Origin of the sequence: Streptomyces sp. CA-135486, from assembly GCF_050936555.1 — a bacterium.
Lineage (GTDB): Bacteria > Actinomycetota > Actinomycetes > Streptomycetales > Streptomycetaceae > Streptomyces.
On record NZ_JBNJMM010000002.1, the window covers coordinates 1760966 to 1783082 of the forward strand.

Genomic DNA, 22117 nt, shown 5'->3' on the forward strand with positions numbered 1-22117 from the left:
CGTCACAAACAACCGGTGAAGGACATTGCACTCATGACGACGCCCACGATCGAGCTCAAGCCCTCCTCACACCCGCTGTCCGACGCGGAGCGTGAGGCGATCCTGGCCAACCCCGGATTCGGCCGCCACTTCACCGATCACATGGTGACGATCAAGTGGACGGAGGGGCGTGGCTGGCACGACGCACAGCTCGTCCCGTACGCGCCGTTGTCGATCGACCCGGCCAATATGACCCTGCACTACGCGCAGGAGATCTTCGAGGGCCTGAAGGCCTACCGTCGCCCCGACGGCTCGATCACCTCCTTCCGCCCCGAGGCCAACGCCGAGCGCTTCCAGCGGTCCGCCCGCCGGCTCGCCATGCCGGAGCTGCCGGTCGAGACGTTCATCGCGGCCTGTGACGCGCTGGTCCAGCAGGACAACGCGTGGGTGCCTCCGCACGGCGGCGAGGAGTCGCTCTACCTGCGCCCGTTCATGATCGCGACCGAGGTCGGTCTGGGCGTACGGCCCGCCAACGAGTACCTCTTCATCGTCATCGCCTCGCCCGCGGGCGCCTACTTCCCCGGTGGCGTCAAGCCGGTCTCGATCTGGCTGTCCGAGGACCGGGTGCGCGCCGTCCCCGGCGGCATGGGCGACGCCAAGACCGGCGGCAACTACGCCGCGTCCCTGCTCGCCCAGGCCGAGGCCGCCGCGCGGGGCTGCGACCAGGTCGCCTACCTCGACGCCGTGGAGCACAAGTGGGTCGAGGAACTGGGCGGGATGAACCTGTACTTCGTGTACGAGGACAAGATCGTCACGCCCGTGCTCACCGGCTCGCTGCTCGCCGGCATCACCCGTGACTCGCTCCTCAAGCTCGCCAGGGACCTCGGCTACAAGGCCGAAGAGGCCCGGATCTCCATCGACCAGTGGCGGGACGACACCGAGAACGGCACGCTCAAAGAGGTCTTCGCCTGCGGTACGGCCGCGGTCATCACCCCGGTCGGCCTGGTCAAGTCCGCGGGCGGCGACTGGAAGCAGTCCGGTGGTGAGCCGGGCGAGGTCACGATGAAGCTGCGCAAGGCGCTGCTGGACATCCAGACGGGCAAGGCGGAGGACATCCACGGCTGGACCCACCAGCTGGGCTGACCTGCCGACAGTAAACGGGCCCGCCCCCTGCACGGCAGGGGGCGGGCCCGGCTGTTGGCGGAGCGGTCAGGAAACGGCCACTTCGGCCCCGGGCTCGCGCTCCGGCACCCGGGCAGGCCCCAGCCCCAGCAGCAGACAGCTCGCGCCGCCCACCAGGCCCGACCGTACGGAACCTATCGGCATTGGCCGCCCTGACGCCCGACTGTTTGAGTGCCGCTCAATGCGATTCAAGCCGTGCTCAGCTGTCAATGCTTCCGTGAAGCGAAACTCGTGGTTAGAGTGTCGTTCGAAACGGGAGGTGTGGTGACGTGCGACTGACCCCGACCGAGCGCGACCGGCTGCTGCTCTTCGGCGCGGCCGAACTGGCGCGGGCGCGCCGGGCCCGCGGGCTGCGGCTCAATGTCCCGGAGGCGACCGCGCTCATCGCGGACACCGTCTGCGAGGCGGCCCGCGACGGGCGCCGGCTCGCCGAGGCGATCGAGGCGGCGCGGAGTGTGCTCGGCCCCGACGACGTCCTGCCCGGCGTGGCGGACGTGGTCACCGAGGTGCATGTGGAGGCCGTCTTCGACGACGGCTCACGGCTCGCTGTCGTCTCCGACCCGATCGGGGGCGGCCTGGCGGATCGGGCGCCCGGCGCGGTCGTGCCCGGGCCCGCGCACCCGGAGCCGGAGCCGGAGCCCGCAGTGCGGCTGACGGTACGCAACACCGCGACCGTGCCGGTCGGCGTCACCTCGCACTTCCACTTCTTCGAGGCGAACCCGCGCCTCGACTTCGACAGGTCCGCGGCGTACGGCATGCGTCTGTGCGTCCCGGCGGGCTCCTCGGTCCGCTTCGACCCCGGCGGCGAGTCGGAGGTGGGCCTGCTGCCCATGGGCGGCGACCGGATCGCGATCGGCTTCGCGGGCCTGGTCGACGGCCCGCTGGACGCGCCGGGAGCGAAGGAGGAGGCCCTGCGCCGCGCGGCGGCCTGCGGCTATCTGGGAGCGGCCCGGTGAGCGCCGCCCCCCTCGGCCCGGTCAGCGTGGAGGCCGCGGCGTCCCGCCCGGTGACCGCTGGGCCGCGTGGCCCGATGACCGGCGCTTCCGGCATGACCCCGGCGCCCGGCGCCCCCGGCGTGCCCCCGATGACCGGCGCCCCCGGCGTGACCCCTGCGACCGGCGCCCCCGGCATGACCTCGGCGGCCGGCGTTCGCGGTCTGACGGCCGCCGTGCCCGGAGGCGGCTCCGCCCTCGGCCCGGTGAGCACCGCTCCCGGCGTGACAGCAGCCGTGCCCGCAGGCGGCTTCGCACTGGGTCCGGTGAGCACCGCTCCCGGAGTGCTGGCCGCCGCCCGCGACCACACCACCGCCGCAGCAGGGCGACCCGCGCCCGACTCGCACTACCGACTGGAGGTCCGCCGATGACCGGCATCGATCCGTACGAGTACGCATCCGTGCACGGCCCGCGCGCGGGCGACCGCGTCGTCCTCGGCGACAGTGGGCTCGTCGTCCGCGTCGAGTCCGACTCCCAGAAGCCCGGCGACGAATTCCTCGCCGGCTTCGGAAAGACCGCCCGCGACGGACTCCACCTCAAGGCATCGGCCGTCCGTGAGACGTGCGACGTCGTCATCAGCAACGTCCTCGTCATCGACGCCGTTCAGGGCATTCGCAAGGTGTCCATCGGTATTCGCGAGGGCCGGATCTCCGGCATCGGCCGAGCGGGGAACCCGGACACCCTCGACGGCGTGGACGTCGTCGTCGGCACCGGCACGTCCATCGTCTCCGGCGAGGGCCTCGTCGCCACCGCCGGTGCCGTCGACACCCATGTGCATCTGCTGTCGCCGCGGATCATGGAAGCCTCCCTCGCGTCCGGCGTCACCACCATCATCGGTCAGGAGTTCGGCCCCGTCTGGGGCGTCGGCGTCAACTCGCCATGGGCCCTCAGGCGCGCCTTCAACGCCTTCGACGCGTGGCCCGTCAACATCGGCTTCCTCGCCCGCGGTTCGTCCTCCCACGACGCGCCGCTGGTCGAGGCGCTCGCCGAGGGCGGGGCCTCGGGCTTCAAGGTCCATGAGGACATGGGCGCGCACACCCGCGCCCTCGACACCGCGCTGCGGGTCGCCGAGGAGCACGACGTGCAGGTCGCGCTGCACAGCGACGGCCTCAACGAATGTCTCTCGGTCGAGGACACCCTCAGGGTCCTGGACGGCAGGACCATCCACGCCTTCCACATCGAGGGCTGCGGCGGCGGACACGTACCGAACGTGCTGAAGATGGCGGGCGTGCCGAACGTCATCGGCTCCTCCACCAACCCGACCCTGCCCTTCGGCCGGGACGCGGTCGCCGAGCACTACGGAATGATCGTTTCCGTACACGACCTCAAGACCGACCTGCCCGGCGACGCCGCGATGGCGCGCGACCGGATCAGGGCCGGGACGATGGGCGCGGAGGACGTACTGCACGACCTCGGCGCGATCGGTATCACCTCGTCGGACGCGCAGGGCATGGGGCGCGCGGGCGAGACCGTACGCCGCACCTTCGCCATGGCGGGAAAGATGAAGGCCGAGCTGGGCCCGATGGAGGGTGACGGCGCGCACGACGACAATGCGCGCGTGCTGCGCTACACGGCGAAGCTGACCATCAACCCGGCGATCGCGCACGGTCTCGCGCACGAGATCGGCTCGATCGAGGTGGGCAAGCTCGCGGACATCGTGCTGTGGCAGCCGCAGTACTTCGGGGCGAAGCCGCAGCTCGTCCTCAAGTCGGGCTTCCCCGCCTACGGTGTCGTGGGCGACCCGAACGCCGCGACCGACACCTGTGAACCGCTCGTCCTCGGGCCGCAGTTCGGTGCCTACGGCGCCACGCCGGCGGACATCTCGGTCGCCTTCGTGGCCAGGGCCGCCACCGATCTCGGCTCGGACCTGATGCCGACGCGCCGCAGAAGGGTCGCCGTGCGCGGCACCCGTGGTATCGGACCGGCCGATCTGCGCCTCAACTCCCGGATCGGCGACGTCGGTGTCGACGGCCGTACCGGCCTGGTCACCCTCGACGGCGATCCGCTGCGCTCGGAGCCCGCCGATTCGATCTCCCTCAACCGCCTCTACTTCCTGTAAAGGATCTCCGATGACCTTCCGCATGCCGCCCGAGTGGGCCCCGCACGAGCGCACCTGGATGGCCTGGCCGAGCCCCAACATCACCTTCGCCGGCGACGACCTCGCCGAGTCCCGGCGGGCATGGGCGTCGGTCGCCCAGGCCGTACGCCGCTTCGAGCCGGTCACCATGGTCGTCGGCCGGGGTCAGGCGGAGGACGCCCGCGCCCTGCTCGGCCCGGACATCGACGTCGTCGAGCGCGAGCTGAACGACGCCTGGATGCGCGACATCGGCCCGACGTTCGTCACCCACGGAGAGCAACTTGCGGCGGTGGACTGGGTGTTCAACGGCTGGGGCGCGCAGGAGTGGGCCAGCTGGGAGCACGACGCGAAGATCGCCCGCCATGTGTCCGAGCTGGCCGGAGTGAAGGTCCACTCCTCACCCCTGGTGAACGAGGGCGGCGGCATCCATGTCGACGGCGAGGGCACGGTGCTGCTCACCGAGACGGTGCAGCTGGGCCCGGAGCGCAACCCGGGCTGGTCGAAGGAGGAGGTCGAGGCCGAGATTCACGCCCGGCTCGGCACCACCAGGGCGATCTGGCTGAAGCGCGGTCTGACCGCGGACTATCCGCCGCACGGCTTCGGCACCCTGGGCCATGTCGACATCGTGGCCGCCTTCGCGGGCCCGGGCGTCATAGTCGCCCACACCCAGCCGGACCCGGCCCACCCCGACCACGAGCTCTGCCAGGAGAACGTGGAGTTCCTCAGGGCCCAGAAGGACGCGAAGGGCCGCCGCATCGAGGTCGTCGAGGTCGCCGCGCCCACGGTGGTGCGGGAGGAGGACGGCGGCTGGGTCGACTACTCGTACATCAACCACTACGTCTGCAACGGCGGCGTGGTCCTGTGCGCCTTCGACGACCCGCGCGACGAGATCGCGGCGGGCATCTTCCGCCGCCTGTACCCGGGCCGGACGGTGACGCTGGTCGACGCGAGGACGATCTTCGCCGCCGGTGGCGGCATCCACTGCATCACACAACAGCAGCCGAAGGTTTGAGACTCAGGGGCGGCCCAGTGGTCAGGGCCGATCAGGTAGAACAGACAGGTGCACGAAGTGTCCCCCGATCAGGCGGTCGTCGCCGAGGAGATCGCCGCATGACCCCCGCCCAGCGCCGTCGCAATGTCGCGCCGCCCCGTGAGTCCGTCCTCGCCGCCGCCATGGCCACCATCGCCGAACGGGGCCTCGACGGACTCACCATGGCCGGGCTCGGGCGCGAGGTCGGGATGAGCAGTGGTCATCTCCTCTACTACTTCCGCACCAAGGACGAGCTCCTGCTCCAGACCCTGGAGTGGAGCGAGGGGCGCCTCGGCGCGGAGCGTAGTGCGCTGCTCTCCCAGCAGGCCCCGGCACGCGAACGGCTCGACGCCTACGTCGATCTGTACATCCCCGACGGACCACGCGATCCCCACTGGGCCCTCTGGCTCGAGGTCTGGAACCGCTCGCAGAACGCCGACGACGAGGCCCGCGCCCGCCAGGCCGCCATCGAGCGGGCCTGGCACCGGGACCTCGTGGCCCTCATCGCGGAGGGCATCTCCCGCGGGGAGTTCCGTTCCGTCGACGCGGACCGCTTCGCCGCCCGGCTGCGCGCCCTGCTCGACGGGTTCAGCGTGCACGTCGCGGTCGGACTCCCCGGCACCGGACGGCCCCAAGTCCTCGCCCACGTGCGGGAATTCATTGCGGAAGCCCTGCTTCCCTGAACGCAACGCACGCAAGTACTCCCGATCGTTGTCTTCTGCGCCCTTGCCCGTCCAAGATCATTCCGGCACGGTCTCGGATCATGGGACGAGAGCACTGGAAGAAGATCTGGGTCGGCTCGGCCGGCAACATGGTGGAGTGGTTCGACTGGTTCGTGTACGCCAGTTTCGCCACGTACTTCGCAGGCGCGTTCTTCCCCGACGGGGACGACACCGCCAAGCTCATGAACACCGCCGGCATCTTCGCCGTCGGCTTCTTCATGCGCCCGGTCGGCGGCTGGCTGCTCGGCCGGGTCGGTGACCGCAAGGGCCGCAAAGCCGCGCTGACCCTCACCGTCAGTCTGATGTCCGCCTCCGCCGTCCTCATCGCGATCGCGCCGACCTACGGGGTCGCCGGCTACGGCGGAGCCGCCGTCCTGCTGATCGCCCGGCTGCTCCAGGGCCTGTCGGTCGGCGGCGAGTACGCGGCCAGCGCGACGTACCTCACCGAGGCCTCCGCGCCCGAGCGCCGGGGCTTCGCCTCCAGCTTCCAGTACGTCTCGATGACCGCGGGCCAGATCGTCGGCCTCGGCCTCCAGATCATCCTGCAGCGCACGATGTCCGCGGACGCGCTGCACAGCTGGGGCTGGCGCATCCCGTTCCTCATCGGCGCGCTCGGCGCTGCGGTCGTCTTCTATCTGCGCCGGAACATGCTTGAGACGGAGGTGTACGAGGAGTCCGGCGAGGACACCCCGGCGGGGGAGAAGGGCACGATCAAGGCGCTGTGGGCGCACAAGCGTGAGGCGTTCCTGGTCATGGCGCTGACCATGGGCGGGACCGTCGCGTACTACACGTACACGACCTATCTGACGAAGTACCTGTCCAACTCCGCGGGTCTGCCGAAGCAGACCGCGACCCTGGTGTCCTTCTGCGCGCTGATCGTCTTCGCCTGTCTGCAGCCGCTCGCGGGCAAACTCTCCGACCGGATCGGCCGTCGCCCGCTGCTGATCACCTTCGCGGTCGGCTCGACCTTCCTGACCGTACCGATCATGACAATGCTCAAGCACGCGGGCTCCTTCTGGCCGGCGCTGGGTCTCTCGCTGCTCGCGCTCGTCGTGATCACCGGCTACACGTCGATCAACGCGTGTGTGAAGGCGGAGCTCTTCCCGACGGGGGTGCGTGCGCTGGGCGTTGCCCTGCCGTACGCCATCGCCAACGCGCTGTTCGGTGGGACGGCGGAGTATGTGGCGCTGTGGTTCAAGGACGCGGGGATGGAGTCGGGGTTCTACTGGTACGTGGCGGGGTGTGCGGCGGTGTCGCTGCTGGTGTACGTGACGATGCGGGAGACGCGTGACATCGACCTGAACCGGGTGTCGGCGACGGCGCCAGGGGTGACCCCGTCCCCGGCGGCGTCCCGGGTCCCCTGACCCCCGAACGCCCTTCGGGCGTGTCCTCAATCGCCGGACGGGCTTGATTTTCAAGCCCCGCCGGCGATTGAGGGGTGGGGGTCCCCCCACGCCCGCAGGGCGTAGGGGGAGGGTCCGGGGCGGAGCCCCGGTTACGGGAAGGGGCGGGGTGGGGGCAACGCCCGCCGCAGGCGCAGCCCGGTCGCCGCACCCCGCGGCCCCACCGCCCGCATTGTGAGACCCCGGTCCACCCCACCCCCCGGCTGTGGCAAACTGCCACCGTGCTTACGTTCGCCATGATTATGGGCAGCAAGCGCGCCGGTCCTCAGTGACCGCCTCGTACCACCACATACGACGGCGTACACCGTGCCCCAGACCCGCGCGCAGACCTCTCGCACCCGCGAGAGGTTTTTTCGTTTTACGGCCTCACCCTGGCCGGGGACGCGCCGCGCGAAGATGGGGGCAAGTGGATCCAGAATTTCAGGAGCCACGAATCCGACAGGAGTCCATTCAGTCATGACCACGGATACCGACGACAGCTTTCATGTCTTCGACACCACGCTGCGCGACGGCGCGCAGCGCGAGGGCATCAACCTCACCGTCGCGGACAAGCTGACCATCGCCCGGCACCTGGACGACTTCGGCGTGGGGTTCATCGAGGGTGGCTGGCCCGGCGCCAACCCGCGCGACACGGAGTTCTTCTCCCGTGCCCAGCAGGAGATCACCTTCCAGCACGCCCAGCTCGTCGCCTTCGGCGCCACCCGCCGCCCGGGCGCCAAGGCCGCCGCGGACCCGCAGGTCAGTGCGCTCCTCGAGTCCGGCGCGCCGGTGATCACGCTGGTGGCCAAGTCGCACGACCGGCATGTGGAGCTGGCCCTGCGGACCACGCTCGAAGAGAACCTGGAGATGGTCCGCGACACCGTCTCCTACCTGCGCGAACAGGGCCGCCGGGTGTTCGTGGACTGTGAGCACTTCTTCGACGGCTACCGCGCCAACCCGGAGTACGCCAAGTCCGTCGTCCGCACCGCCTCCGAAGCGGGCGCCGACGTCGTCGTGCTCTGCGACACCAACGGCGGGATGCTCCCGGCCCAGATCCAGGCCGTCGTCTCCACCGTGATCGCCGACACCGGCGCGCGCCTCGGCATCCACGCCCAGGACGACACCGGCTGCGCCGTCGCCAACACCCTGGCCGCGGTGGACGCGGGCGCGACCCACGTCCAGTGCACCGCCAACGGCTACGGCGAGCGGGTCGGCAACGCCAACCTCTTCCCGGTCGTCGCCGCCCTGGAGCTCAAGTACGCCAAGAAGGTCCTCCCCGAGGGCGCCCTGGCCGACATGACCCGGGTCTCGCACGCCATCGCCGAGGTCGTCAACCTCACACCCTCCACCCACCAGCCCTACGTCGGCGTCTCGGCCTTCGCCCACAAGGCCGGACTGCACGCCTCCGCCATCAAGGTCGACCCCGATCTGTACCAGCACATCGACCCCGAGCTGGTCGGCAACACCATGCGGATGCTCGTCTCCGACATGGCCGGACGCGCCTCGATCGAGCTCAAGGGCAAAGAGCTCGGCATCGAGCTCGGCGGTGACCGTGAGCTTGTCGGCCGGGTCGTCGAGCGGGTCAAGGAGCGCGAGCTCAAGGGCTACACCTACGAGGCCGCGGACGCGTCCTTCGAGCTGCTGCTGCGCGAGGAGGCGGAGGGCCGGGCCCGCCGTTACTTCCGTACGGAGTCCTGGCGGGCCATCGTCGAGGACCGCCCCGACGGCACCCATGCCAACGAGGCCACCGTGAAGCTGTGGGCCAAGGGCGAGCGCATCGTCGCCACCGCCGAGGGCAACGGCCCGGTCAACGCACTCGACCGGGCGCTGCGCGTCGGCCTGGAGAAGATCTATCCGCAGCTCGCCAAGCTGGAGCTGATCGACTACAAGGTCCGCATCCTCGAAGGCCGCCACGGCACCGAGTCCACCACCCGAGTACTGATCACGACGGGCGACGGAACCGGAGAATGGGCCACGGTCGGCGTCGCCGAGAACGTCATCGCCGCCTCCTGGCAGGCCCTGGAGGACGCGTACACCTACGGTCTGCTGCGCGCCGGCGTCGAACCGGCCGAGTAGCCCGCGCAGGGCAGGCATGGCCCGGGCAGGTCAGGACTGGAGCCGCCACTTCTGGTTGGCGGCTCCGGTGCATGACGGTGACGCTCTGCGGCCGACGAGGAATCGTTGTACGCCAGCGCCTTCGAGCCGTCGGAGTTGCGCCAGGCCACGTTTCGGCACGGCCGGTCCGCGCAGCGATCGGTACAATCGCCGCTTTTGCCCGGCTTCAGGTAGCGTTCAGAGATATGAGGACGAGGCCGTTTTCCCTGCTGTCGGCCCTCGCGGCGCTGACACTGTTCCTATTGGTGCTCCTGGCTCCCGGAGCGAGCGCCGCGGGGGTGCCGGACGCGGCCCAGGCGCTGAAGCAGAGTCCCGTCTATGTCGACCCCGGCGCGGCCGGCCAGCTCTCCAAGGCCGACGCCGACGCCCTCGCGAAGAAGATCAAGGACGCGGACAAGCCCCTCTTCGTGGCCGTGCTGCCCACGGGGTCCCAGTTCCCGCCGGATACGGTCCTGCGGAATCTCCGTACCGAGACCGGCATCACCGGCCTGTACGCCATCCGCCTCGGCAACGGCTTCAACGCGGGCGCCGACCGCAGCGTCATGTCCAACCAGGCCGTACGGAACCTGGTCACCGCGGTCAAGACGCCCCCGGGCGCCGACGCCGCGACCCAGCTGAACAACTTCGTCGACCAGGCACTGCCGCAGCTGCGCGGCAGCGCCCCCTCCTCCTGGGGCACGGGCTCCGACAACGGCACGAGCACCGGATCCCTGATCACGCTCGGCGCGGTCCTGGCCGCCGGCGGCGCGGGCGCGTACATCGTCATCCACCGCAAGCGCCAGAAGAAGGCCGAGGAGGAGCGGGCCGCACTCGACAAGCTCCGGGTCGTCGTCGACGAGGACATCACGGCCTTCGGCGAGGAGCTCGACCGGCTCGACTTCCACCCATCGGAGAAGGGCGCGGACGACGCGATGCGCGCCGACTACGAGCGCGCACTCGACTCGTACGACAGGGCGAAGTCCCTGATGGGATCGGCCCAACACCCCAGTGACGTACGCGGGGTCACGCAGGCCCTGGAGGACGGCCGGTTCTCGCTGGCGGTCCTGGACGCGCGCCGCGCGGGCCGGCCGGTGCCGGACCGCCGGGCACCTTGCTTCTTCGACCCGCGCCACGGTCCTTCGGTCGCCGACGTCCCCTGGTCCCCGGCGGCCGGCTCCGCGCGCGAGGTGCCGGTCTGCGCCGCGGACGCGGCCCGTATCGAGGACGGCCAGGACCCGATGGCCCGCACGGTCGAGACGGAATCCGGCCGCCGCCCGTACTGGGAGGCGGGACCGGCGTACGGACCCTGGGCGGGCGGCTACTTCGGCGGTGGCCTGCTGCCGGGCCTGCTGGTGGGCACACTGCTGGGCACCATGCTCTCGACCCCTGCGTACGCGGCGGACTACGGCGGCGGTGACTTCAGCGGCGGCGACTACTCCGGCGCGGACTTCAACTCGTCCGACTTCAGCGGCGGCGACTGGGGCGGCGGAGGCTTCGACGGCGGCGGGGGCTTCGACGGGGGCGGCGGGTTCTAGTAAGTACGCCGGTCTGGCAGCTTGATGCCAGCTCGAAGCGCTCCGAGGGCCGGCTGACAGACTCCGATCATGACCTCAGAGACGATCACCGCGGCGGCCGCGGGCACCTGGCAACTCGGCGACCTGACAGTCAACCGGATCGGCTTGGGCGCGATGCGCCTGACGCAGAACGGCGAGGTGTTCGGGAACGGCACCCCGAGCGATCGTGACCGGGCGACAACTGTGCTGCGCCACGCGGTCGAGCTCGGCGTGAACCACATCGACACCGCAGCGTTCTACTTCTCGCCGCTGCGCTCAGCCAACGAGCTGATCAACCGCGCACTGGCCCCGTACCCGGACGACCTGGTCATCATCACCAAGGTCGGGCCGGGCCGGGATCCGTCGGGTGAGTGGCTGTGGGCGAGGCCGGATCAATTGCGCGGCCAGGTCGAGGAGAACCTGCGCCAGCTCGGCCGTGACCACCTCGACGTGGTGAACCTGCGCATCGCACGAAGCCTGGCAACCGGCTCGATCGCCGAGCATTTCGGTGCGCTGGCCGACCTGCGTGACACCGGGCTGATCCGCCACCTGGGCATCTCCAACGTCACGCCCGAACAGCTCGCCGAGGCCCAGAACATCGCGCCGGTGGTCTGTGTGCAGAACTCCTACGGCGTCGGCGCACGGCCCGAGGACCGGGAGTTCCTGCGCAGATGCGGGGAGCAGGGCATCGCGTTCGTACCGTTCTACGCAATCGCCGGCGCCGGGCGCGAGGCGGGCGCGAGCGCCACCGACAGCCAAGAGATACTGGCCGTCGCACACGCGCACGGCGCGACGCCCGCGCAGGTCCGACTGGCGTGGACGCTGCAGCAAGGACCCCACGTGCTGGCCATCCCGGGCACCGGCAATCCGGACCACCTCGTCGAAAACGTGGCCGCGAGTGCGCTGCGGCTTTCCGCGGACGAACTGGCCAGCCTCGATTCGCTCCACGGATCGACGGGCGGCGGGTTCTAGGCCTCGGTCAGCGCTCGGCGACGAAGGCGGCCCACGCGTCCGGGGCGACGGTGAGGACGGGGCCGGAGGGGTTCTTGGAGTCGCGGATGTGGACGGCGAGGGGGTGGGCGGCGATCTCTACGCAGTCGCCACCCTCGTCGCCGCTGTAGCTCGACTTCCGCCAGTCGTAGGCGACTTCGAGGCAGTCGCCGCCCTGGTCGCTGCTGTAACTGGACTTGAACCAGTTCATGAGTCTCCTAGCAGATCGTCCAGCAGACCCACGCTCTCCGCGGGGGAGAGGGCCTGAGAACGCAGCATCCCATATTTCTGCGCGAGGACACTCACCTTGTCTGGATCATCGTGGAGGAAGCTGACGAGCTGCCCCTCGATATAAGCCAGTTGGTCATGGTCGGGGGTTTCCAGCAGCACGAGCGGGCCCGCCAGTCCGGCGTGCGATTCCCGCGACGTGGGCATGATCTGTAAGCCCAGAGACGGGAGCTCGGCGCACCACCGCAGGTGGTGGATTTGGTTGCGCAGTGCCTGACGGCCGCCGATGGGGCGATGCAGGATGACCTCTTCCAGTAGGAAGTTGGCCATTAGTCGAGGCTTGCGCTCAAGGACTTTCTGTCGCTCCAGGCGGGCTGATACCCACTCCTCCAGCACCTCCTCTTCGAGGGGCGGATACATGCAGCCGAAGACCGCACGGGCGTACTCCTCGGTCTGGAGCAGACCCGGCACAACATGGTTCTGGTACGACAGCAGGGTCAGCGCCTCCTGCTCGTGTTCCACCAAGTCCTGCGCGAACAACGGGAACCTCTCCCGCTGCGGCACCTTCTCCACCGCGGTCTGCAACGCCTTCTTCGTGTCGAGCAGTTCGTCGATTCTCACCGCGAGGTCCAGCTTCAGCGCTCTGCGTCCCTGCTCGATCGAGGCGATCGTCTCCTCGACTACACCCAGCCGCCTCGCGAGCTCCCCCTGAGTCATACAGGCCGCTCTGCGGAAGACGCCGAGCTGCGCGCCGATCAGATGCCATGAGGTGACCCGCTTGGGCCGCTTTGCCGAGTGCATGAGGTCCCCCCTTCCCGCCACGCACCGCACTTGACCCGTCACGACCCGTACAAAACCTCTGTACGGGTGCGTACGGCAGAGCGCCCGCCCCGGCCGCGGGGGACGGCAGGGCGGGCGCGCTCGGGGGATCTGGAGCAGACAGCCTCAGACGGCCTGCTTGATCGCGGAGATGTCGAAGTTCAGCTTGACCTTGTCGCTGACCATCACGCCGCCGGCCTCCAGCGCCGCGTTCCAGGTCAGGCCCCATTCGGAGCGCAGGATCTCGGCGCTGCCCTCGAAGCCGACGCGCTCGTTGCCATACACGTCGGTGGCGGAGCCGTTGAACTCCAGGTCGATGGCGAGCGGGCGCGTGACGTCCTTGATCGTCAGGTCGCCGGTGATGCGGTACGAGTCGCCGCCGAGCTGCTCGGCGTGGGTCGAGCGGAACGTCATCAGCGGGTACTGCTCGACCTCGAAGAAGTCGCCGCTGCGCAGGTGGCCGTCGCGGTCGGCGATGCCGGTGTCGATGCTGGAGATCTTGACGTCGATCTCGGCGGTGGAGTGGTGGGGGTCGGTGCCGTTCAGGTGCAGGCTGCCGGAGAAGTCGCCGAAGGAGCCGCGGACGTTGGTGACCATGGCGTGACGGACGGTGAAGCCGATGGTGCTGTGGGCCGGGTCGATGCTGTAGTCGCCGGTCAGGACGGCCAGCGCGGGGTCAACGGCGACCGCGGTGGCGGTGGTGGCTGCCGTGGTGGTGTCGGTGTCGGACTTGCGGTTGAAGAGACCCATGACGCGCTCCTTCGGGGACGGATTGTCGTGTTGTTTAAGCTTCAACGACATCGACAGTAAATCCATTCCCTTCAAAGTTCAACATCTTCTCGAAGGGTTCACCCGGAGGACGCAGCCGCACTCTTTCGGACGCGCGTAGAACTCGGGCACCATCTCCCTGCTCCACCTGCACGGCCGTCCCACAGGAATCCACCGGTCCTCAAGGGTCATCAGCAGGAGGGATCCCCCATGAAAATCCGCTCCGTATCAACCGCGCTCGCGCTCGTCACCGGCGCGCTCTTCTCGCCCGGATTCGGCGTCATCAGCGGCGCGACCGAGGCGCACGCGGTCACCAAGATCAGCCATGCCACGGCGACCTCGATGTTCCGCTCCTCCGGGATCACCTGGTCCTCGTCGGGCGGCTGCTCCGACCGGAACAACCCGTCGTGTACGTCCTTCGAGCAGCTGAACCTCGCCACCGCGAAGGGGGCGCAGACCCTCAAGAGCGCGAGCGGCTGCGCGCTCAACATCACCGGCGGCACGGAGGCGGGGCACGCGGGTGGCACGTACTCGCACTGGAACGGCTACAAGCTCGACTTCAGCAAGTACACCTGCGTCGGCAACTACATCAAGAACACGTTCACCTATGTCGGGGCGCGGCCCGGCGACGGCGCCCCGCAGTGGAAGTCCGGCTCCGGGAACGTCTACGCGGACGAGGGCAGCCACTGGGACGTGACGTACTACAACTGCGGCGGCTGCTGAGCCCCACCCCGCCTGACGGCACCATGCTGAGCGTGCCCATGGATGCGGGTGCCCGGCCGCCCCCTGGTACGGCCGGGCACCCGCACGCCGTCAGCTCCCGACGGTCAGCGTGAAGCGCCGCGGGTTGCCGTCGTACGCCGCGCCCGAGACGTCCGGCTGGCCGTCCGGGCGGACGTCGTCGTACGGGAAGGCGTAGCCGATCGGGGTGTTGGCGTGGACGACGCGCGACCAGTGGTTGGTGGCCGGGTCGCGGTAGTAGTCGGCTGCTGTCGCGCTGTTCGGCTGGTCGGGATGGGTCAGCAGGGTCGTCCGGTTGAACCCGGCGGCGAGCCTGGCCAGTAGGCCCTTCTTGTCGTCGGAGTCGCCGGGGTTGTTGGTGAACGGCCCGTGGTTGCAGGTGAAGATGTCCTTCGAGGTCGGCTTGGCGAAGGTGTGGCCGCCGGTGAAGGTCAGTACGTCACCGTTGACGCGCCCGGTGCGTATGCCGCGGCCGCCCTGGAGATCGATCCGCAGATCCGTGCTGCGGTACTTCTGCCAGACTTGGTTGATGTAGCCGTCGAAGACGTTCCGGAAAGGCATCTCGGCGGGCCGGTCGAAATAGGGGGCCATCAGGTTCTGCGGTGAGATCACCCGCAGAACCTGGCCGCCGGAGCCGCGGACGACGAGCTTGTCCCAGGGCTGTCCGTCGCGCCCGGCCTGGGCGACGAGACCGTCGGCGATCTTCTGGAGCGCGCCGCCGGGCAGCGGCGCGACCCGGTGCGTGGCGTCGCCGGTCAGCGTGAGGCCGATGGGGAGGGCGGTCACCAGGTCGACATAACTGATGTTGGCGTACAGCTGCGACGGGTTGAAGGTGAACTCCGCGAAGGACCAGGTGCGGCCGTAGTTGGCGTCGGCCGGGGTCGCGAAGGCCGGCTCGACCAGGGCGGGGCCGGGGTTGACGAAGAAGTCGAGCTTGTTGTCGCGCACGAAGTAGACGCGGGCACCGAACATCTGAGGCAGCGTCAGTACGACAGGTCCGGCGCCGGCCGCGCGGAGCGGGATGGCGCAGTCGACAGGGAGCGGGGTCTGGGGTGCGGCCGGGGACTCGGGGTAGTAGACGCCGCCGCCCGGGCGGAGCAATACCCAGCGGTCGGTGCCCTGCTCATGGCCGGTGACGTACGCGTTGACCTGGCCGGGCAACGACTTGTTCTCCAGGGCCAGTTCGCAGGTGGGGGCCGCGGCCTTGGCGCGCGGGCTGAGAGCGCTTCCCCAGAGGGGGTAGCTGAGCGCGGTGGCGGCCGCGGCGGTGCCGGACAGGAACATTCTGCGGGATATCACGGGTGAACTCCTGTGCTCGTGGGGGGTGTAGGCCACTCTCACGACGACGGCAGCGGGCGTCAATAGTTGTGACTGAGAGCGCTCTCAGAATTTTTCCCGCTTCATAAGTTGACGGCCCGGCGGGCGACTTGGACTATCGCGCGAGAGTCGTCATCTGTCATGCCCATTGAAAGCCTCCTGAAGGGCGTGTTAGACCAACAGGCAAGCGGTATGAACCACTTCCGTTCCGGAGGCTCTCGTGCCGATGTCGTCCGCGTGGTCCCGCCGCACCTTTCTCGCCATCCTCGGAGCAGACATGGGAGCGAGCGCTTTCACCCTCGGTTCTCCCGGTCCGGCGATGGCCGACGACGAGTACGACAGCCTGCGGCTGCGCTGGCTGGAGATCAGCCTCGGCACCGGCTACGACCCGGCCGCCGAGCCGTATGCCGCACGCCTCGCCGAGACCGGCAGGCTGGCCGACCGGTTCCGCGCCTCCATGGCCCCCACCGACACCTCGCTATGGCCCGGCTACGCCTTCAATCCGCCCTCCGGGATCACCCAGAGCTACAGCCGCCTGTGGACCATGACGCAGGCGTACGCGCAGGAGGGCACCGGCCTCACGGGCGACGCCGGGCTGCTCGCCGACATCCTCCGCGGCCTCGACCACCTCGCAGTCAGGATCTACAACCCCTCCACCACCCGCTACGGCAACTGGTGGGAGTGGCAGATAGGCAGCCCTCGTCTCCTCATGGACACCGTCGCGGTCCTCCACGGCAAGCTCACCGCGGACCGGCGCGAGGCCGCCTTCGCCGCCGTCGACCACTTCATCCCCGACGCGATGCTCGGCGACTACAGCGGCACCTCCACCGGCGCCAACCGGGTCGACCTCTGCCGCTCCGTCGCCCTGCGCGGCGTCCTCGGCAGGGCCCCCGAGAGGATCGCACTCGCCCGGGACGCCCTCTCGCCCGTCTTCCCGTACGTCACCAAAGGCGACGGCCTCTACGCAGACGGCTCGTTCATCCAGCACACCTGGGTCGCCTACTCCGGTACCTACGGACAGGTCATGCTCGACGGGCTCGGCCGACTCTTCGCGCTGCTCGCCGGCTCGGCCTGGGCCGTGACCGACCCCAAACGGCAGATCATCCTGGACAGTGTCGACCACGCCTACGCGCCCCTGATCTACAACGGGCTGATGATGGACAGCGTCAACGGCCGTGCCATCAGCCGCGGTTACCTGAGGAACGACGAGCGCAAGGTCATGCGCAGCGACCACTTCCACGGGCAGGGTCTCATCGCCGCGATCGTGCTGCTCGCGGGCGGAGCGTCCACCGCGGAACGTGAGCGCTGGCAGGCCCGGATCAAGGGCTGGATCGAGCGGGACACCGTCACCCCGATCCTCAGCGGCAGGCAGTTCGGCGTCGCCGATCTGTCCCGGCTGCACGCGGTCGCCGCCGCACCCGTCCCCGCCGCGCCGGAGCCCGTCGGCCATCAGCTCTTCTCCTCGATGGACCGGGCCGTGCACCGCCGGCCCGGCTGGGCGGCCAACATCTCCATGGCGTCGGAGCGGATCGCGTACTACGAGTGCGGCAACGGCGAGAATCCGCGCGGCTGGCACACCGGCGCCGGGATGCTCTACTGGTGGGCCCCGGACAACGGCGCCCAGTACACCGACTGGTTCTGGCCCACCGTCGACCTCTACCGGCTGCCCGGAACGACCGTGTCGACCAAGCGACTTGCCGACCGGGCGGGCGGCGAATGGGGCGAGCCCAAGCCCGCCGCGAAGTGGGTGGGCGGCGCGAGCGACGGCGAGTACGCGGCCGTCGGCCAGCAGCTGCTCGGCCTCGGCTCGACCCTCACGGCCCGTAAGTCGTGGTTCTGCGTCGCGGACACGGTCATCTGCCTCGGCGCGGGCATAGCGAGCACCGACGGAGTGCCTGTCGAGACGGTCGTCGACAACCGCAACCTCGGCGAGGGCGGTACGAACGCGCTCACCGTCGGCCACGGCTGGGCGCACCTCGAGGGCCACGGCGGCTGGGTCTTCCCGGGCGGCACACAGGAGCTGCGCACCCTGCGCGAGGACCGCACCGGCGCATGGAGCGACATCAACACCACCAGCTCCACGGAGCGGGTCACCCGTCGCTATCAGACCCTCTGGCTGGACCACGGCACGGATCCGGCGGGCGCGTCGTACACGTATCTGCTGATGCCGGGGGCCTCGCGCCGCACCCTCGCGGCGCGAGCGTGCGACCACCGCTGGCTGGACATCCTCGACAACAGCGCCGCCTGTCAGGCCGTCGCCGTTCGCTCCCTGGGACTGACCGCGGCGAACTTCTGGCAGCCCGGTACGGTGGGCCCGTTCACTGCAACGGCCCCCCTGAGTGCCCTCGTACGGAGCAATCGCCGCACGGCCCGTCTCCACATCAGTGACCCCACCCGCACTGGAGCGGCGCTGGAGCTCACCTGGAGCCACCCTGTACGCAGGGTGACCAGCAAGGACGCTTCGATCGACGTGCTCGCCACCGGACGGTCGTTACAGCTGCGGATCACCGGCGGCACTCTTGGAGGCACCCACCACTGTGAGGTGGCTCTCGGGTGAACACCTTGTGGAACCTCCACAAAACTTCGGGGTCCTGAGCTGGCGGTTGGGCTGCAGTGCGAAATGGTTCTGTTCGATGGCAACAGGAGAACGGTCCGGAGACTGTACAGAGTCGACGGCAGGGTTTTCTTGGTCGGATCCGTAGCCTCGATGCATGACCGTTTTGGACGAGACCACCAGCGAGGCCGACAGCGAGGCCACCAGTGGGCCGACGGATGCGCGCGGACGTGTGGCCGAGCTGCACGCCCTGCGCGAGGAGGCTCGCCGCGGCCCAAGTGACCGGGCGACCGACGCGCAGCACGCCAAGGGCAAGCTGACCGCTCGCGAGCGCATCGAGCTGCTGCTGGACGAGGGTTCGTTCAAGGAGGTCGAGCAGCTGCGCAGGCACCGGGCCACCGGCTTCGGCCTGGAGACCAAGAAGCCGTACACGGACGGTGTCATCACCGGCTGGGGCACGGTCGAGGGCCGCACGGTCTTTGTGTACGCGCACGACTTCCGGATCTTCGGCGGTGCGCTGGGCGAGGCCCACGCCACCAAGATCCACAAGATCATGGACATGGCCATCTCGGCCGGTGCGCCGCTGGTCTCGCTGAACGACGGCGCGGGCGCGCGTATCCAGGAGGGCGTCTCGGCGCTCGCCGGGTACGGCGGCATCTTCCAGCGCAACACCCGCGCCTCCGGTGTCATCCCGCAGATCTCGGTGATGCTCGGCCCGTGCGCGGGCGGTGCGGCGTACTCGCCCGCGCTGACCGACTTCGTCTTCATGGTCCGCGAGACCTCGCAGATGTTCATCACCGGACCGGACGTCGTCAAGGCGGTCACCGGCGAGGAGATCACGCAGAACGGGCTCGGCGGCGCGGACGTCCACGCGGAGACCTCGGGTGTCGCGCACTTCGCGTACGACGACGAGGAGACCTGCATCGCCGAGGTGCGCTACCTCCTGTCGATGCTGCCGTCCAACAACCGTGAGAACCCGCCGACCGTCACGGCCGAGGACCCCGCGAACCGGCGCTCCGACATGCTCCTCGACCTGGTTCCGGCGGACGGGAACCGCCCGTACGACATGCACAAGGTCATCGAGGAGCTCGTCGACGAGGGCGACTACCTCGAGATCCACGAGCGCTGGGCCCGCAACATCATCTGTGCGCTCGCCCGGCTCGACGGCCAGGTGGTGGGCATCGTCGCCAACCAACCGCAGTCCCTGGCCGGTGTTCTGGACATCGAAGCCTCCGAGAAGGCGGCGCGCTTCGTTCAGATGTGCGACGCTTTCAACATCCCCATCATCACTCTTCTGGACGTACCCGGCTTCCTGCCCGGCGTGGACCAGGAGCATGGTGGGATCATCCGGCACGGCGCGAAGCTGCTGTACGCGTACTGCAACGCGACAGTGCCGAGGATCTCGCTGATCCTGCGCAAGGCATACGGCGGTGCGTACATCGTCATGGACTCCCAGTCCATCGGTGCGGACCTGACGTACGCCTGGCCGACCAACGAGATCGCGGTGATGGGCGCCGAAGGTGCCGCCAATGTCATCTTCCGTAGGCAGATCGCGGAGGCCGAGGACCCCGAGGCGATGCGCGTGCGCATGGTCAAGGAGTACAAGGCCGAGCTGATGCACCCCTACTACGCCGCGGAGCGCGGCCTGGTCGACGACGTCATCGACCCTGCCGAGACGCGCGAGGTGCTGATCGCATCCCTCGCCATGCTCCGTACCAAGCACGCCGACCTGCCGTCGCGCAAGCACGGCAACCCCCCGCAGTAACCCTGCGAAGACTGGAGCCTTTGAGCCATGAGCACTCCCGCCGAGTTCTCCTCCGTGCTGCGCGTCGAGAAGGGTCACGCCGACCCCGAGGAGCTGGCCGCGATCACCGCGGTACTGCTCGCCCGCGCCGCGTCCCAGACCGACCCGTCCGCTGCGCACCTCGGCCGCTCCACGGCCGGCTGGCGCCGCCTGGAGCGCCAGCGCGGCTTCCGTACGGCCCACAGCTGGCAGGGCTGACCCGGCCCCGCGCCCGGCCCCGCGCCCGACGAAAGGCCCCCGTACTCATCGCGCGTACGGGGGCCTTCGGGTTCTTCGTGCCGGTAACCCGAATTCGGCGTCGCATTTCGAGTGCGCTCATCACTCCCAAAAGGGAACCGGGCTTTTCTCAATAATGGGCAAAGCCTGCCAGGGGTCCGTGGACAGTGTGGGCAGCAGGACATTCCAGGCAGCGTCCGAAAAGTCCGCAAGCCGTTCGTACGACCCATCGGAATGAGCCAATCGTTCAAGGCCGAACAATAATCCGGTGACCAGTACGGCGCAGCCGTGGAGTGGCAGTCCCTCCCTCAGTTCCTTGCGGTCGTCGGCCAGTTGAAGCAGCCGCCACGCCGTGGCCCGGAGCTCGTCGCAGAAGTCCGGCACCGTCCGGGCCCTGGCTTGTTCCTGCTGTTCGTGCACCAGCCGGACCGCCGCCCGCACGGTCACGTCCTCGGCCAGCCAGGTTCCGGCCAGCCTGGACAGCTGGACCAGTGCATGGACCGGCGGCACGCCCTGGTCGAGCAGTTCGCTCGCGGCACTGGCCAAGCGGCGGCCCGAGGCTGCGCGGACGGCGTCCGCCAGATGTTCCTTCGAGGCGAAGTGGAAGTACAGCGCGCCCTTCGAGACGCCGGCGAGCCGGCTGATCTCCTGGACGCTCGCCGCCGCCAGACCCTGCTCGTCGAAGATCCTGGCGGCGGCACGGACCAGACGTTCCCTCGTCCGGACGGCCCTCTCCTGTTGCATCGATGTTCCTAACTCGCCCTCGCCACTGTGGCCAGGCCCGCTGTGCTGACGTGCAGAGGCTTGTCGGCGGCCAGAATCGCCCGGTGGAGGGCCTGGATGCGCGGCGACGGCTCGAGGCCGAGCCTCACCGCCATCTCTCTGCGCAGCTCGCGGTAGACCTCGAGCGCCTGGACGCGCCGGCCCGCACGGTAGAGCGCCACCATGAGCTGGGCGTGCAGCTGCTCGTGGGTGCGGTTCTCGGCGACGTACGCGACCAGTTCGCCCAGCAGCTCGTAGTGCCGGCCCAGCTTCAGCTCGGCGTCGATGCAGCGGTCGAGCACCGAACGGCGGCGTTCCTCGAGTTCCAGCCGGCGGATCTCCAGCAGCGGACCCGCGCCCAGGTCGGCGAGAGCGGGGCCGCGCCAGAGGGCGAGAGCCTCCCGGAAGCGGTCGGAGGCGATCGCCTCCTTGCCGGACTCGTGTGCGCGGTACCCCTGTTGGGCCAGCAGCTCGAACCGTTCGGAGTCCACCGCCCCCGTCTCCAGGTCGAGCATGTAGCCGCCCGGCCGGGTCAGCAGGAGCTTCTTCGGGTCGGTGTGAGGTGCGGACCTGGCGATCACGTCGCGCAGCTTGCGGACGTAGGTGTGGACGGTGGCGCCGGCGCTGCGCGGAGCGTTCCCGGCCCAGAGCTCCGTGATCACCTCGTCGTTGGAGACGGTCTTGCCGCGATGAAGGGCCAGCAGCGCGAAGAGTTTGGCTTGTTTGACGGCGGTCGGTGTGATGTCCCCCGCCGGTATTCGGACCTCGAAAGAGCCCAGTACAGAGATCTTCATCGACTTCCCCCAGTTAGTCGTTAGTCACTCCTCACTGACCATAAAAATCCGGCGGTCGGTTTGTCAACGCGGTTCAGTGCCAGGGGCTTTGGCTTGAGCATAACTGGACCGGA

The 22117-nt window shown here is 69.3% G+C and carries 20 protein-coding genes; 14 read left to right on the forward strand and 6 right to left on the reverse strand.

Features of this window, described 5'->3' with window-relative positions; translation table 11 throughout:
• The first annotated feature begins 33 nt into the window (after positions 1–33).
• The 10 genes from ACQEVG_RS27450 to ACQEVG_RS27495 all read left to right on the forward strand — a co-directional run bounded on the left by ACQEVG_RS27450 (position 34) and on the right by ACQEVG_RS27495 (position 11983).
• Positions 34–1122 carry a branched-chain amino acid aminotransferase gene (locus tag ACQEVG_RS27450; RefSeq protein WP_432988584.1) on the forward strand — a complete coding sequence of 363 codons (1089 nt, stop codon included), beginning with the start codon at positions 34–36 and terminating at the stop codon, positions 1120–1122.
• Positions 1123–1430: 308 nt separating this feature from the next.
• Complete coding sequence (ureA, locus tag ACQEVG_RS27455; RefSeq protein ID WP_432988586.1) at positions 1431–2117, forward strand: urease subunit gamma; 687 nt, start codon at positions 1431–1433, stop codon at positions 2115–2117.
• Entirely contained in the window at positions 2114–2524 is a 411-nt protein-coding gene (locus ACQEVG_RS27460) for a hypothetical protein (RefSeq protein WP_432988588.1), read from the forward strand. The genes ureA and ACQEVG_RS27460 overlap by 4 nt, the downstream gene beginning before the upstream one ends.
• Entirely contained in the window at positions 2521–4212 is a 1692-nt protein-coding gene (locus ACQEVG_RS27465) for an urease subunit alpha (RefSeq protein WP_432988590.1), read from the forward strand. The genes ACQEVG_RS27460 and ACQEVG_RS27465 overlap by 4 nt, the downstream gene beginning before the upstream one ends.
• Before the next feature lie 10 nt (positions 4213–4222).
• Entirely contained in the window at positions 4223–5242 is a 1020-nt protein-coding gene (locus ACQEVG_RS27470; RefSeq protein ID WP_432988592.1) for an agmatine deiminase family protein, read from the forward strand.
• 98 nt (positions 5243–5340) lie between these two features.
• Positions 5341–5943 (forward strand): TetR/AcrR family transcriptional regulator, encoded by a 603-nt coding sequence (locus tag ACQEVG_RS27475; RefSeq protein WP_432988594.1) that lies wholly within the window; start codon positions 5341–5343, stop codon positions 5941–5943.
• Positions 5944–6023: 80 nt separating this feature from the next.
• Positions 6024–7346 (forward strand): MFS transporter, encoded by a 1323-nt coding sequence (locus ACQEVG_RS27480; protein ID WP_432988596.1) that lies wholly within the window; start codon positions 6024–6026, stop codon positions 7344–7346.
• A 495-nt stretch (positions 7347–7841) separates the two neighbouring features.
• Positions 7842–9440 (forward strand): citramalate synthase, encoded by a 1599-nt coding sequence (gene cimA / locus ACQEVG_RS27485; protein WP_432988598.1) that lies wholly within the window; start codon positions 7842–7844, stop codon positions 9438–9440.
• Positions 9441–9664: 224 nt separating this feature from the next.
• The gene (locus ACQEVG_RS27490; protein ID WP_432988600.1) at positions 9665–10993 is read left to right on the forward strand and encodes a hypothetical protein; all 1329 of its coding nucleotides are present in this window, start codon (positions 9665–9667) and stop codon (positions 10991–10993) included.
• 69 nt (positions 10994–11062) lie between these two features.
• Positions 11063–11983 (forward strand): oxidoreductase, encoded by a 921-nt coding sequence (locus tag ACQEVG_RS27495; RefSeq protein WP_432988602.1) that lies wholly within the window; start codon positions 11063–11065, stop codon positions 11981–11983.
• 7 nt (positions 11984–11990) lie between these two features.
• Here ACQEVG_RS27495 and ACQEVG_RS27500 read toward each other — a convergent pair whose 3' ends face one another.
• From ACQEVG_RS27500 to ACQEVG_RS27510, 3 genes are all read right to left on the reverse strand, one after another.
• Positions 11991–12212: a DUF397 domain-containing protein gene (locus ACQEVG_RS27500; RefSeq protein WP_432988604.1), complete on the reverse strand. Its 222-nt coding sequence runs from the start codon at positions 12210–12212 to the stop codon at positions 11991–11993.
• The gene (locus ACQEVG_RS27505) at positions 12209–13030 is read right to left on the reverse strand and encodes a helix-turn-helix domain-containing protein (RefSeq protein WP_432988606.1); all 822 of its coding nucleotides are present in this window, start codon (positions 13028–13030) and stop codon (positions 12209–12211) included. Before ACQEVG_RS27505 ends, ACQEVG_RS27500 begins: the two co-directional genes overlap by 4 nt.
• A gap of 144 nt (positions 13031–13174) precedes the next feature.
• A complete protein-coding gene (locus ACQEVG_RS27510; RefSeq protein ID WP_432988608.1) occupies positions 13175–13798 on the reverse strand; it encodes a YceI family protein in 624 nt (207 codons plus the stop codon).
• A gap of 228 nt (positions 13799–14026) precedes the next feature.
• On the opposite strand from ACQEVG_RS27510, the gene ACQEVG_RS27515 reads away from it, so the two are divergent.
• Positions 14027–14539, forward strand: coding sequence for a hypothetical protein (locus ACQEVG_RS27515; RefSeq protein ID WP_432988610.1), 513 nt, complete (start codon positions 14027–14029; stop codon positions 14537–14539).
• 90 nt (positions 14540–14629) lie between these two features.
• On the opposite strand, the gene ACQEVG_RS27520 is transcribed toward ACQEVG_RS27515, so the two are convergent.
• Positions 14630–15841: a glycoside hydrolase family 64 protein gene (locus ACQEVG_RS27520; protein ID WP_432992938.1), complete on the reverse strand. Its 1212-nt coding sequence runs from the start codon at positions 15839–15841 to the stop codon at positions 14630–14632.
• A gap of 310 nt (positions 15842–16151) precedes the next feature.
• On the opposite strand from ACQEVG_RS27520, the gene ACQEVG_RS27525 reads away from it, so the two are divergent.
• The 3 genes from ACQEVG_RS27525 to ACQEVG_RS27535 all read left to right on the forward strand — a co-directional run bounded on the left by ACQEVG_RS27525 (position 16152) and on the right by ACQEVG_RS27535 (position 20430).
• Positions 16152–18431 carry a polysaccharide lyase 8 family protein gene (locus ACQEVG_RS27525; RefSeq protein ID WP_432992941.1) on the forward strand — a complete coding sequence of 760 codons (2280 nt, stop codon included), beginning with the start codon at positions 16152–16154 and terminating at the stop codon, positions 18429–18431.
• A gap of 154 nt (positions 18432–18585) precedes the next feature.
• The gene (locus tag ACQEVG_RS27530) at positions 18586–20193 is read left to right on the forward strand and encodes an acyl-CoA carboxylase subunit beta (protein WP_432988612.1); all 1608 of its coding nucleotides are present in this window, start codon (positions 18586–18588) and stop codon (positions 20191–20193) included.
• A gap of 27 nt (positions 20194–20220) precedes the next feature.
• Positions 20221–20430, forward strand: a complete 210-nt coding sequence (locus tag ACQEVG_RS27535) for an acyl-CoA carboxylase subunit epsilon (protein ID WP_432988614.1) — start codon at positions 20221–20223, stop codon at positions 20428–20430.
• A gap of 120 nt (positions 20431–20550) precedes the next feature.
• On the opposite strand, the gene ACQEVG_RS27540 is transcribed toward ACQEVG_RS27535, so the two are convergent.
• Together ACQEVG_RS27540 and ACQEVG_RS27545 are read right to left on the reverse strand one after the other, a co-directional pair.
• On the reverse strand, positions 20551–21192 hold the full coding sequence (locus tag ACQEVG_RS27540) for a ScbR family autoregulator-binding transcription factor (RefSeq protein ID WP_432988616.1): 642 nt from the start codon (positions 21190–21192) through the stop codon (positions 20551–20553).
• 8 nt (positions 21193–21200) lie between these two features.
• Positions 21201–22004 (reverse strand): AfsR/SARP family transcriptional regulator, encoded by an 804-nt coding sequence (locus ACQEVG_RS27545; RefSeq protein WP_432988618.1) that lies wholly within the window; start codon positions 22002–22004, stop codon positions 21201–21203.
• Positions 22005–22117 lie beyond the last annotated feature (113 nt).